At 71.8% G+C, this 12,185-nt stretch carries 8 protein-coding genes; 4 read left to right on the top strand and 4 right to left on the bottom strand.

Features of this window, described 5'->3' with window-relative positions; genetic code table 11:
* The first annotated feature begins 61 nt into the window (after positions 1–61).
* The gene (locus QIY60_RS13780) at positions 62–985 is read left to right on the top strand and encodes a cupin domain-containing protein (protein ID WP_283142684.1); all 924 of its coding nucleotides are present in this window, start codon (positions 62–64) and stop codon (positions 983–985) included.
* A 215-nt stretch (positions 986–1,200) separates the two neighbouring features.
* On the opposite strand, the gene QIY60_RS13775 is transcribed toward QIY60_RS13780, so the two are convergent.
* Positions 1,201–2,241 (bottom strand): S66 peptidase family protein, encoded by a 1,041-nt coding sequence (locus QIY60_RS13775; RefSeq protein ID WP_283145919.1) that lies wholly within the window; start codon positions 2,239–2,241, stop codon positions 1,201–1,203.
* A 492-nt stretch (positions 2,242–2,733) separates the two neighbouring features.
* Here QIY60_RS13775 and QIY60_RS13770 point away from each other — a divergent pair, with 492 nt between their 5' ends.
* The gene (locus tag QIY60_RS13770) at positions 2,734–4,491 is read left to right on the top strand and encodes a hypothetical protein (protein ID WP_283142683.1); all 1,758 of its coding nucleotides are present in this window, start codon (positions 2,734–2,736) and stop codon (positions 4,489–4,491) included.
* Here the strand turns inward: QIY60_RS13770 and QIY60_RS13765 are convergent.
* Positions 4,462–6,588 carry an ATP-binding protein gene (locus tag QIY60_RS13765; protein WP_283142682.1) on the bottom strand — a complete coding sequence of 709 codons (2,127 nt, stop codon included), beginning with the start codon at positions 6,586–6,588 and terminating at the stop codon, positions 4,462–4,464. The two genes, QIY60_RS13770 and QIY60_RS13765, sit on opposite strands and share 30 nt — an antisense overlap.
* A 170-nt stretch (positions 6,589–6,758) precedes the next feature.
* Here QIY60_RS13765 and QIY60_RS13760 point away from each other — a divergent pair, with 170 nt between their 5' ends.
* Positions 6,759–7,337 carry a TetR/AcrR family transcriptional regulator gene (locus QIY60_RS13760; protein ID WP_283142681.1) on the top strand — a complete coding sequence of 193 codons (579 nt, stop codon included), beginning with the start codon at positions 6,759–6,761 and terminating at the stop codon, positions 7,335–7,337.
* Here QIY60_RS13760 and QIY60_RS13755 read toward each other — a convergent pair.
* Both QIY60_RS13755 and QIY60_RS13750 read right to left on the bottom strand, forming a co-directional pair.
* Positions 7,291–8,571: an MFS transporter gene (locus QIY60_RS13755; protein WP_283142680.1), complete on the bottom strand. Its 1,281-nt coding sequence runs from the start codon at positions 8,569–8,571 to the stop codon at positions 7,291–7,293. The two genes, QIY60_RS13760 and QIY60_RS13755, sit on opposite strands and share 47 nt — an antisense overlap.
* Positions 8,568–10,472 carry an FAD/NAD(P)-binding protein gene (locus QIY60_RS13750; protein WP_283142679.1) on the bottom strand — a complete coding sequence of 635 codons (1,905 nt, stop codon included), beginning with the start codon at positions 10,470–10,472 and terminating at the stop codon, positions 8,568–8,570. Before QIY60_RS13750 ends, QIY60_RS13755 begins: the two co-directional genes overlap by 4 nt.
* Before the next feature lie 356 nt (positions 10,473–10,828).
* On the opposite strand from QIY60_RS13750, the gene QIY60_RS13745 reads away from it, so the two are divergent.
* Complete coding sequence (locus QIY60_RS13745; protein ID WP_283142678.1) at positions 10,829–12,181, top strand: lysine 2,3-aminomutase; 1,353 nt, start codon at positions 10,829–10,831, stop codon at positions 12,179–12,181.
* Positions 12,182–12,185: the final 4 nt, after the last annotated feature.

The raw sequence follows: 12,185 nt of genomic DNA, 5'->3' as shown, positions 1-12,185 counted from the left end.
GCAGTCAAGATGCGTTGTCAATACTGGTTTCCTTTCTTTCCTGAGTATGGAGAAACGTTTCATGACTTCAGCAGGACTGGTCGATCTGATCGGGGAGACGGAAAGCTTCCTGCAGGAGCACTGGCGCCGCCGGCCCGCAGTCCTGCCCGGCGGCCCCGGCCCCACCGGCGTGCTCACCTTGGAGGAGGTCGATGCTGCCCTGGCCGCAGGCGTGCTCCACGCGCCCTACGTCGAGATGGTCCGAACCGACCGGATCATCCCGCTCAGCGCGTACACCCGCAGCCGCTCCGTGAACCGGGTCACCCGCCCCGGCTACGCCGACGCGACCGCGATTCGGGCCCAGCTCGACGCCGGAGGCACCCTCATCCTGCGGTGCGTGGAACAGTGGCACGCCGGGACCGCAGAATTCGCCCGTCGGCTCGGGGAGGACCTGGGACGCAAGGTCGAGGCATTCTTCTTCGTCACGCCCCCCGGCGCACAGGGACTGCGCCTGCACCGCGACGATGCCGACGTGTTCGTGGTCCAGCTGAACGGTTCCAAGCAGTGGTACATCCATGCGGGCCCCGAGGACGCGCGCTGGAACCCGGGCCCGACCCCCGAGACGGGCCCGCCGCTTCTGTCGCCGCTCCTGGAAGAAGGACAGGTGATGTACATTCCGCGCGGCTTCGCCCATCGCGCCACCGGTGACACGGGCCTGTCGGTCCATCTGTCCTTCACGGTCCGCGACATCGGCGTGCAGGACCTGACCCGATCGGCCCAGAGCCTCCTGCTGGGCAAGACCCCCACCGGCCAGCGCCCGATCGACGAGGCGGGACTGCTGGCCGCTGCGGACAAACTGCTCAAGGATCTCGCTTCGGAGCTTCCCGGGCTCACCGCCGAGCGGCTCGTCGCCGCCGCGCGCCAGGCTCAGCGGGATGAGGTCTCCACACAGCAGTCCCCCGGCCTCCACCTGCTCGCCCAGTCCTTGGGCGAAGGGGAGGCCTGACGCCGCGCGGCGTGCTGGACTGCCGCGTCCCGCAGTGGAAGCCGCGGCTGCGAGGTGGCCCTGATCACCGGGTCTGCCGCCCTGGCCGCCGATGCCCGGCTGATGCACCCGCAGACACCGGCCCGGCACACCCGGGCACTGCTGGGCCGGGGCGCCCTCGGTGCCGACGGGAACCGGTGCGGGCCTCCCCACCGCCCGTCGGCGTGCGACCCGGCTCAGTACGTGACGGTGATCCTCCGCGCCGGACCGTCCACCCGGATCGCACCGCCCACCGGCAGTACCAGCTGCGGGTCGGTGTGGCCGAAGTCCACGTCGAAGACGACGGTCAGCTCGGGAGCGTACGCGTCGAGGGCACGCAGCACGGCTGCCCGCTGCTCCGCACGGTAGAGGGCACCGGCCTCCCGATCCAGCGGGCGGGCGAAGGACCAGCTCTTGGCGCGTCCCATCAGCAGCGCGCCGAACCTCTCCAGCAGCCCGCGCTCACCCATACCGCGCAGGATCCGGTACACCTCCTCCGCCTCGGGCATCTCCTCGGAGGTCTCCAGGAACAGCACCCGGCCCGTATACGCGTCGGGCGGCAGGATCTCCCGGTCGGCCATGAGCAGCCACGACAGCACCTCGATGTTGCCGCCCCAGCCCGGCCCCTCGACCACCCGGTCCGCCCGGTACCAGCTCCAACCCCCGCCCGGCACGGTCTCCGGCTCGCCCGCGAACGACTCCGGGTCCTCCCAGGGCAGGTCGACGTCCCGGTACGCGGCGGCCGGGACGAGTTCGTAGGGGCCGTGCGAGAAGAGCGCGGCGCGCAGCGAGTCCACCGTGAGCGGGTGCGGTGCGCCGGGGCGGCCGAGCTCGGTCATCACCGAGGCACCGTGGTAAGCGACAACGCCCGCGTTGTGCAGGGCGAGCAGCAGATTGGTGTTGTCGCTGAACCCGAAGAACGGCTTGGGGTTCGCCCGCAGCAGGTCGCGGTCGAGGTGACGCAGCACAGTGATCTGGTCGTCGCCGCCGATGCTCGCCATCACCGCCGCGATCGTCGGATCCGCGAACGCCGCGTGCAGATCGGCCGCGCGCGCCTCGGGCGACGCCCCGGCCGCACGCGTCGTGGGGTACTCCACCGGCTCCAGCCCGAACTCCTCGCGCAGCCTGCGCAGCCCCAGCTCGTAGGGCAGCGGGAAGAGCGCGGGCAGCCCGGCCGACGGGGACACGATCGCGATCCGATCGCCCGGACGTGGCTTGGCGGGGTAGCGGGGTGTCATCACCGGCGGATGGTACGGCGCGGGGGAGGCTCTGACAAAGCTGTCGCGTGAACGGAATCCGCCTCAACAGCCATCGACACAGCCGCAAACACCAGACGGTCCCGGCCTCCCTGGCTGCTTGAGCACCTCGAACCCCGCCCCCCCCCAGAACACCCCGGCCCAATCAAGCACTCACCCCGTGCCACTACATGCCAGCCAGGCCGGTAAACAGCGGTCATCACGGGTGCGCCCCCGCTCTGCCGATCACCCCGCACCTAAGGCGTTTACGCAGGTCAAACGGCACAGTCGCCCCAAGCCCCACGCGATTCCCAAGCTCAGAGCGCGGGTTCGATTCCCGTCACTCGCTCCAGCTTTAACCCCCAGGTCAGCGGCCTGGGGGTTGTTTGTTGTCCAGACCGATTCGGCCGTTGCCCGAAGGCGGGCGTACGCGGCCGCACGGCTAAGGTGATCCGCAGGCAGCGAGGGCGCTGGGCAGCCGGCAGGAGGTGACGCATGGGGGCAGCCGACCCCATGGCGGTGAGGGTCCCGGTCGGCGAAGACTCCCGTCTGTGGACCAGCCGGTCGACCAGCCGCAAAGTACTGCTGGTGGCGCACAACGTCACCTCTGCCGGACGCCTCCTGGACATCCTGCCGCTGTTCCATGACGACTTCCGCGTACAGCTGCTGGTGACCTCCACCGAGTCCTCGGCGTTCCGGGCGGGACTCCCCGAGCTGTTCGCCGAGCTGGAACTGCCCGTGCTGCCGTGGGAGCAGGCCCGGTCCCTGCCGGTCGACCTGGCGGTCTCCGCCAGCTTCGGGGGACAACTCCACGCGATTCAAGGCAAGTTGAGCGTTCTGTCGCATGGTGCGGGATACACTAAGAAGCTGGCCAGGCCGGGAGCCGGGAGCCGGGAGCCGGGAGCCGGGAGCCGGGAGCCGACGTTCGGGCTGTCGTCGGAGTGGCTCCTCGCGGACGGCGAGACGTTCGTGGACGGTCTCGTCCTGTCCCACCCCGAGCAGTTGGCGCGATTGCGCCGCGCGTGCCCCGAGGCCGAGAAGGCGGCGGTACTGGCCGGAGACCCTTGCTTCGACCGGATGCTGGCCGCCCGCCCCTACCGCGAACGGTTCAGGCGCTCCCTGGGCGTACGCCGCGGGCAGCGGCTCGTCGTACTGAACTCCACCTGGAACCCGGAGGGCTTCTTCGGGAACGGCGGCGGGCAGGACGTCCTGCCGAGCCTGCTCCCGCGCCTCACGGCCGAGTTGCCGGCCGACGAGTACCGACTGGCGGCGGTCCTCCACCCGAACATCTGGTACGGGCACGGCCCGGGGCAGATCCGGGCCTGGCTGGACCAGGCCCGGCGTAGCGGACTGGCCCTGATCGACCCCGTGCATGCCTGGCGGCAGGCCCTCATGGCCGCGGACGTCGTTCTGGGTGACTTCGGCGCCGTCTCCTACTACGCCGCGGCTCTGGGCCTCCCCGTGATGCTGGCGGCTGCCGCACAGGACAGGCTGGACCCCGACGCGCCGCTCGCGTCGTTCGTACGGAACGCACCACGACTCGATCCGCACGCCCTCCTGCGGGAGCAGGTCGAGAAGGTGCTGGCCGAGCACCGCCCGCTCACCGCGCCGGCCGAGTTCGCCACCTCGGCTCCCGGAGCCTCGGCAGCCCTGCTGCGGAGGCACTTCTACACGTTGATGGACCTTCCGGAGCCCACGGCTCCGGCACTTCTGGAACCACTGCCGCTGCCGGCGTACGACCCGCCACGACGCACCGCCCCCCTGCACGTGTGGGCACGTGTCCGGGGGTCGGAGGTCGTGATCGAGCGCTCCACGGGACGCCCGTACCGGGTCGACGGGGACGCGCACCTCGCCGTCCACGAGGACGGCTTGGACCCCGGCAGCCTGGAGCAGGCCGATGTGATCACGCGTGACGGGCAGCCGGACGATCCCCGACTCGGTGGTCCGGAAGTCTGGACCGCCGAGGTGCTGCGCCGGTATCCGCACTGCCCGGTCGCCGCGTACGTGACAGGTCCGCACACCTGCACCGTCCGGGCCCGGGACCACGGCGTGTTCCGTCTGACGGCCGGAACGGGGGCGGACGCCGACCCGGCGGCGTACGCGTCCTCGCTCGCCGCGTGGCTCGCCGTGGGCGCCACGGTGCCACCTGGCGGGATCACGCTCCGGATGCACGCGGCGGGCGGCGTGCATCCGGTGGTGGTGGAGCCGGTGGTGGAGCCGGAACTACCCGGCGACCTCGCAGCGCAGCCGTAGGACGGCCAGGTACCCCAGGTGCGGGACCGCGGTCGGCGGGAGGAGGCGTTCGGCCTCGGTGATCCTCGCCAGTGCCCCGGTGTTCTCGCCCGCGTCGTGCAAGGTCTCGGCCAGGTCCGTGAGGGCGCGGGCCTTGTTGTACGCCTCTCCCCGCTCTTCGAAGAATTCCGCCGCGGCTGTCAGCAGGACGCGCGACTCGTCGAACCGTCCCATGCCGCGCAGCGCCCGCCCCCGGTGGCGCCGGGACAGGGCGAGGGCGCGCGGCAGGTCCTCCGCGCCTTCCTGACCGGGCGTGATCCTGCCGTAGACGGCTTCCGCCTCGACGAACCGCTCGTACGCCGTCTCGTACCGCCAGCGGTAGAGGTTCAGCAGGCCCTTCAGCTCCACACAGGACGCCTCGCCACGGAGGTGCCCGGCCTCGCGCTCGGCCCTGGTGGCGGCATCCGCCTCCCGGTCCGCCTCCTCCCACCGGCCCAGCTCGCCCAGGCAGTGGGCGAGCTGGAAGTGCAGCGCGCCCGCGATCCGGGATCCCGGCCGGTGCTCGTCGGCGCAGCGGGCCGCGACGCGGAGCGCCGGCAGGACTTCGTCCCAGTGGCCGGCCTTGAGGTGGAGGGGCCAGAGGGCTCCCGCCAGGCGCAGCGCGGTGGTGGTGTGCCCGTACTCCCGGGCCAGGAGCACGGCACGGACAAGGTTGCCCACCTCGGCCGCCAGCGCCGCCACGCCTTCCGCTTCGCTGCGGTACGCCGCCCCGCGTGGGGGCGCCGGCTCGGTTCGCCAGCTCTGGGGAAGAGCCGCGTGGGCCGCGTGGAGCGCTCGGTTCAGCAGGGCCTCCAGGGTTCGGGCGACCGCTGTGGAGCACTCGGGGATCCCGTGCTCCGATCCCGCCGTGTCCGCCAGATAGCGGCGCACCTCGGGCCGGAACCGGTAGCGCTCGTCGGGCAGGGGCTCCAGGAGCTGGGCGGCCGCCGCTTCGGCCAGCAGCTGAGCGGCCTCTTCCTCGGCGACACCCGCCGCGGCAGCGGCGAGGTGGGCGGTGACGGACGGCCAGCCGCCCAGGGCCGTCAACCGGCAGAGCCGAGCCGTCTCCGGACGGACGCGGCGACAGCCGGCCCGGGCGATGGCGCGCACCGGATCGCTCCCCGGCGCCTGGGTCGCCGGGGCCGGGAACTCCAGCTCCGTGTCCTCCTCCAGCAGGCGCATCGCCGTCGTCCTGAGGGCGAAGGCGTTGCCCGCGCAGTGGGCCAGTACGTCCGGCATCCGCGGCCTGGCACGCGCGATCCTCTCCCGGCCGGCGATCTTCCCCATCATCTTCAGCGCGTCCCGGTCGCTCAGCCGGGGCACGGGCACGAGCTCCGCTTCCAGAGGGAAGGACGAACCGGACACGACGACCAGCAGGAAGACCTCGGGGGTGGCCGGAACGAGACCGCGGACCTGCGCGATCGAGGACACGTGGTCGATCACCACCATCGCCCGGCGACCGGCGGTGAGCCGCCGATAGAGCTGTTCCCGACCCGCCTCGGTGGGCGGAATCCGGTCGTGTGCGACATGCATCCGCCGGAGCAGGCGCAGCAGGACGGCCGCCGGAGTCGGCCCGAGTTCTCCGGAGCCGTCGCGGAGATCGACGTAGAACTGTCCGTCGGGGAACCGGGCCTGGGAGGTGGCACCGAAGCGCAGGGCCGCCTCGGTGGTGCCGATCCCCGCAGGGCCGTACAGCAGCGCGACCCGTGGCCGGCCTCCGGCGGGGCGGGTCGCCTCTCGTCTCAATTGCCGGAGGATCTCGTCGCGGTCGGTGAAGTGCCGCGTAGCGGGAGGAAGTCCGGCCCCGACAGGCAGTTCCGCCCCGGGCTGCGGGAAACTCCGCAGGAGCAGTGACCACTCCTCGACCTGCCGTGGGTCGTCACCCAGACGGGCATGTACGTGCGCCGCCAGCGACTCCCAGTCCTCGCGACTGGCCGGCAGCGGGGTTTCCCGTCCGGTCGCCCTTCTCGCGAGCGCGCCCGTCGACAGCAGCAGTTGCTTGCCCATCTCGCCGGCCGCGCCGTTGCCCACCGCGGTGAGGAAGGAGGCCAGCGCACCGACCGCCACGATCTCCAGCATTTCGGCGCCTCCCCGGGTCCCCCGATCCGCCACTGGCCGGACTGTATCCCCGTGCCACCGGCTCGCGGAAACATTTCGGACAGCAGGAATCGGCTCTGTCTTCTTTGCTGTCCGGGTCTTCTTCGCTGTCCGGGCCGCGCTGTGTAAGGAGTGGTAGGTACACTCGCTGCATGAGTAAGAAGGACGCACTGACCCGGGCCGCGGCCGATCTGCTCTGGGAGCGGGGGTACACCGGTACGAGCCCGGCCATGATCCTGGAGCGCGCGCAGGCCGGGCAGGGGAGCATGTACCACCACTTCTCCGGCAAGGCGGAGCTCGCGGTGGCTGCCATGGTCCAGATGAGCGATCAGCTCCGGTCCCGTACGGAGGATGCGCTGGCCGGTGAAGGGCCGGCCGTCGCGCGGATCAACGCCTTTCTCGACCTGGAGCGGGACCCGCTCGCCGGGTGCCGGATCGGACGTCTGACGCAGGATCACGACGTCGTCAACGACGACACCTTGCGCGCGCCCGCCGCGGAGTTCTTCACCTGGGTCGAGGGGCGTCTGGCGGCCGTGCTCGCGGACGGCGTACGCACCGGTGAGCTGCGGCCCGACACCCACCCCGACGTGATGGCGTCGCTGATCATCGCGGCGGTGCAGGGCGGGTACACCCTGGCCCGCGCCCATCAGGACCCGGCGGCGTTCCGGCAGGCGATCGACGGGGTCAAGCAGGTCGTGGCGAATCTCGCGGCCGACGCCGGGCGGGGCTGACGCCGGCGTCCGGGCGGGGCCCGACGTGTCCGCGCGCCACGAGGACGCAGGCCCCCGCGGCCGATCCGGCGGCCGTCAGCGCCCACCAGGCGGCGTCCGGGCCCAGCTGGAACAGCAGTCCGCACATCAACGGTCCGGTGGCCGCCCCCAGGGACACGCCCATCTGGCTGTACGCCGTTGCCCGTTGCTCCTGCCCGGCGTAGGGAAGGGCGATGGCGTAGTGCAGCAGGCCCGCCCAGCCCCAGCCGCCGCCGTACGCGAGCAGGGCGCCCACAGTGATCGCGCCCAGTCCGGGCCGGGTCAGGAGCGCGGTACCCGCCGCGCCCGTCAGGAACAGCCCCGTCAAGGCCGCCCAGGCGACCTGGGGCACCCTGCCGACCAGCCACCCCATGGCCAGGCGGACGGCGATGTTCAGCGCGGCGCCCGCGGTCGCCACCGCTCCGGCGGCCGACAGGGACACCCCTCGTGTCGTCAGCGCGAGCACCAGGAAGCCGCCCAGGCCGTTCCCCACCATGGCGCCGAAGAAGCCGGCGCAGCTGAGGGCCACGAGAAAGGTCCCCACGCGCAGTGGGGCACCGCGGTCCCGTGTCGCCGCCGGGTGCCGCGCACCCGAGTGGCCGGGCCGTATGCCGTGCCGCATGCCCTGCCGTACGAGGAAAACGCCGCCCGCGCCGCACAGCACAGCCGTCCCGGCGAACACCAGCCGCCAGCCGCCTGCTCCCGCCAGCATGGGCATCGCCACGCTGGCGAGCAGCGTGGCGGTCGGCACCGCGGCCTGCTTCAGGCCGAAGGCGAACGCGCGCAGCCGGGGCGCGCACCGCCGCATGAGCAGCGCGTTGGTGTGGGGCTGGGTGTAGCCGTAGGCGTAGCCCCCGACTGCCGAGCTGATCCACAGGCCCACGGCCGGAGCCACCGCCGCGGTGAGCAGCCCCAGGCAGGTGGCGAACAGCGCGATGGACAGGGTGCGTTCCACCACCGGCGGCAGCGCGGCCCGTCTGCTGACGAAGGCGCCCGACAGGGACGCCAGCCAGTACACGGCCAGGACGGCCCCCATCCGCACCGGGCTCCAGCCGAGCTCGGCGCAGATCAGGCCGTTCGCGGCGCCGGGCAGGAACACGGGCAGCGAGGTGAGGACGGTGACCGCCGCGACGCGCGAGGCGGTGGACAGCCCCGCCTGTGGACGGATCGCCCCGGCAGCCGTTTCACGCCCCTCCGTACGGACGAGCACGCTCACGACGCATTCACCTCGACCCTGCCCGCGGACCGTACCGCCCCGCAACCGAGCAACTCCCGGGCGACCGCGTCCGCGTCGCCCAGCGACACGGAGTCGACTCCCGGCCGTACGCCCGCGGCCGTCGCCCAGTGCACGCCCTCCGTGGGGATGCCGAGCGCGAACCTGCGGGGGTGGGCCCGCCCGTACGCGTCCAGGAGGCGGCTCGGCCGCTCCGTCACCGCGAGCGCCCCGGTCTCGTAAGGGACGCCGTCCGGGTTGGGCAGGCGGTACGGCGTGGCCCGGCCCGTGTCGAGGAGGCCCCGGAGCAGCGGATCGGCGGTCGCGCGGACGTCCGGGTCCTGGATGCGGGCCTCGATGAGGGTGGTGACGTGCACCGGCGGCCCCGGCACCACGGACGAGATGAGAAAGCCGGATGACGCCCCGGGCGTCGCTCGCATCCCCGGCCCCACCGGCTCCAGAACACCCGCGCGGATCAGTGCGGCCATCTCCGCGATGCGGCACCGGGGCGGGCCTATGGAGAGCGCGGCGTTGAACGGCGAGTACCAGCCGGTCAGTTCATCGCGGTAGGAGTCCCCGGTGAGCCCCGCGTGATCGACCACCTGGCGTATCTCGTTCCGCAGGTCGCGCAGGGCGTCGAGAGCGGATTTCACCGGATCCCCGACATTGCCTCCGCGTGCGCGCGCGACATCGCGTTCCAGGTGTTCCACGAGCCAGTGGGTGAACTCCCTTGGCCCGCGCAGCGCTTGCCCGCCATAAGGAGTCTCCACGGTCTCCCAGCTCCAGCGGTCGCGCTCCTCGATTCCGTGGCGCCGCAGCAGTTTCTCGTCCAGCGGGCTGCCCGCGCGGCCCAGCAGACAGCACCGCAGGAATTCCTCTACGGCCTCGCCCGATTCACCGCGCTGCCGGAGAAGCGTCCGGTAATAGACGATCTCGACCTCCCGCGCGATCAGCGGCCATACGTCCCTACGGAAGCGGACATCGCCGTGCGAGGCGGCGCGTTCCCGCAGCGCGGCGATCGTCCGTGCCGTGAGCAGCACCGGCTCGTGGCGTTCGCCCAGGCCCTTCTGGTTGTCACCGCGTGCCCGGTACGGGACGCCCCGGCGGGAGCCCGCGTACAGGCGCGGCTCCCGGCCCGAGGCGCGGTAGTCGAGGCGGCCGTCCGCGCGCTCCTCGAACACGCCGCCACGGCCCTGGGTGAGCAGCGCCAAGTAGTCGAAGAAGGTGAGCCCGAGACCGCGCAGGGCCACCGGCTCCCCGGGAGCGATCGCGTCGAGGTCCACGTCGGCGGGGTTGCCCGGCCTGATGTGGCGCGCCGCCGGGCCGGGCGCGGGCACCGCCGGAACGTGGCCCTGGGCGAGGACCACGGCGTCGAGCAGCAGGCGGTCGCCGCCCGCCAGCCGCAGCACCTGCCGCGCACCCTGCTCGCCCAGCTCGACCGCCGTGTCCCGGTGGACCCGTACCGTCACGTGTCGCGGCGCGGTCTCCACCGTCCGCCGGAAGGCCCACCGGAGGTACCGCCCGTACAGGGCGCGTGTGGGGTACGAGTTCGGGCCGAGCGCCCGCGCCTGCGCGACGACGTCGTCCGGGTATCCCTCGGCCTCGCCGACGACGGCGAGCAGGGTCGCCCACTCATACAGGTTGGGTCCCGGCACCACCGGGCCGGCGCAGGAGACGCTCGCGTCGGTGAACACCGTGATCTGCTCCGCGACCGTGTTCATCAGCAGGTGCGCGGACTGGTCCGTCCGCCAGACCCTGCCCGCACCCGCCGGGGCCGGGTCGATGGCGTGCACGGTCACCGGACGGGCCCCGGGATCCACCGCCGCGTTGGCGCACAGCCGCTCCAGGACGGTGAGTCCACGCGGCCCCATCCCCACGATGCCGACGCTGAGCCGACCGTTCAACGAGAGCCCCACTTCTTCTGTTGTCTTCTGCTCGGGCAGTTGCCGATCCTAAGCCGACGGCAAATCCATCAATGCGTGGCGCGAACGATTGATTCATATGACACATAGATCCATTCATGCGCTCGCCGAATAAGTGGGCCGCTCAGCCTATTTCCCACCTCGCAATTCCTCCGGATAGCTTTTCGAACGGCGAGCGAGGGTTGCCCACAGGCCGGGTTCCACCTGGCCGCGCGGGCGTGGAGAAGCAGAAATGCGCGGGAGCCTCCACGCTCGCGCCACCCCCGTCAACCGGCGGTCTGTCCCGTCGGGGCCCAGCCGCCGTCCCCCACTTTCCGCCTTCCGGACGGAGAATCCTCATGGGTGATTCCACCCCCATCAAGTACAAGCCCTACAACCGGTCGTCGATCAAAAAGGCGCCGCAATGGGAGCGCATACCGCACGACCTGCGCGAAGCGGTCGACGTCGTCTCCCACGTCCTGCCGTTCAGGACCAACCAGTACGTGCTCGACGAACTCATCGACTGGGACCGCATCCCCGACGACCCGATCTACCGGCTCAACTTCCCGCACCAGAGCATGCTCGACCCGGACGACTTCGCGACCCTGCGCGATCTCCTGCGGTCGGGTGACAAGCAGCAGCTGGCCAAGCAGATCCACGTGGTCCGCTCGCGGATGAACCCGCACCCGGCCGGCCAGCTGACGCACAACGTGCCGGAGCTGGACGGCGAGGTCGTCCCCGGAATCCAGCACAAGTACGCCCAGACGGTCCTCTTCTTCCCGAGCGCCGGTCAGACGTGCCACGCCTACTGCACCTTCTGCTTCCGCTGGCCGCAGTTCGTCGGGGAGGACGACCTGCACTTCGCGGCCCGGGACGCGGCGGGGCTCGCCGCCTACCTCAAGCGGCACCCCGAGGTCACCGACGTCCTGATCACCGGCGGCGACCCCATGATCATGCGCACGGCCAATCTGGAGCGCTACCTCGAACCGCTCCTGGTGCCCGAGCTGGCCCACGTCCAGAACATCAGGATCGGCACGAAGGCCGTGGGCTACTGGCCGCAGCGCTTCGTCAGCGACGTGGACGCCGACGACCTGCTGCGCCTGTTCGAGCGCGTCGTGGGCGCGGGCAAGCACCTCGCGCTGATGGGCCACTACAACCACCCGGCCGAGCTGCGCCCCGCCATCGCACAGGACGCCCTGCGCCGCATCACCGCGACCGGTGCCGTCGTGCGCATGCAGTCCCCCGTGCTGCGGCACATCAACGACGACCCGGCCGCCTGGCACGAGCTCTGGACCACGGGCGTGAAGCTGGGCGCCATCCCGTACTACATGTTCGTCGAGCGGGACACCGGCGCGCGCTCCTACTTCGAGCTGCCGCTGGTCGAGGCGTACGACATCTTCCGCACGGCCTACGCGGGCGTCTCCGGCCTTTCGCGCACCGTGCGCGGGCCGTCGATGAGCGCGTTCCCCGGCAAGGTCCTCATCGACGGCGTGCCGACGATCCGGGGCGAGAAGGTCTTCGCCCTGCAACTCCTCCAGGCGCGTCGCGGCGGCCTCGTCCGGCAGCCCTTCTACGCCAAGTTCGACCCCGCCGCGACCTGGTTCGACCAGCTCGAACCCGCCTTCGGCGAGGCCAGGTTCCCCTTCGAGGAGGAGCCGTCCGCCGACGGCCCGTCCGTGCTCGGCAAGCCGCTCGACCTCGTGGGGGCGTGAGGGG

It is taken from the genome of Streptomyces sp. BPTC-684, assembly GCF_030028635.1.
Taxonomy (GTDB): Bacteria; Actinomycetota; Actinomycetes; order Streptomycetales; family Streptomycetaceae; genus Streptomyces; species Streptomyces noboritoensis.
Note: the sequence above shows the minus strand (reverse complement) of the source record. Positions and strands in the feature narration are given on the sequence as shown.

Coding starts and splice junctions, on each gene's coding strand:
- QIY60_RS13780 (WP_283142684.1), top strand. CDS start 62: ATGACTTCAGCAGGACTGGTCGATCTGATCGGGGAGACGGAAAGCTTC.
- QIY60_RS13775 (WP_283145919.1), bottom strand. CDS start 2,241: ATGACACCCCGCTACCCCGCCAAGCCACGTCCGGGCGATCGGATCGCG.
- QIY60_RS13770 (WP_283142683.1), top strand. CDS start 2,734: ATGGGGGCAGCCGACCCCATGGCGGTGAGGGTCCCGGTCGGCGAAGAC.
- QIY60_RS13765 (WP_283142682.1), bottom strand. CDS start 6,588: ATGCTGGAGATCGTGGCGGTCGGTGCGCTGGCCTCCTTCCTCACCGCG.
- QIY60_RS13760 (WP_283142681.1), top strand. CDS start 6,759: ATGAGTAAGAAGGACGCACTGACCCGGGCCGCGGCCGATCTGCTCTGG.
- QIY60_RS13745 (WP_283142678.1), top strand. CDS start 10,829: ATGGGTGATTCCACCCCCATCAAGTACAAGCCCTACAACCGGTCGTCG.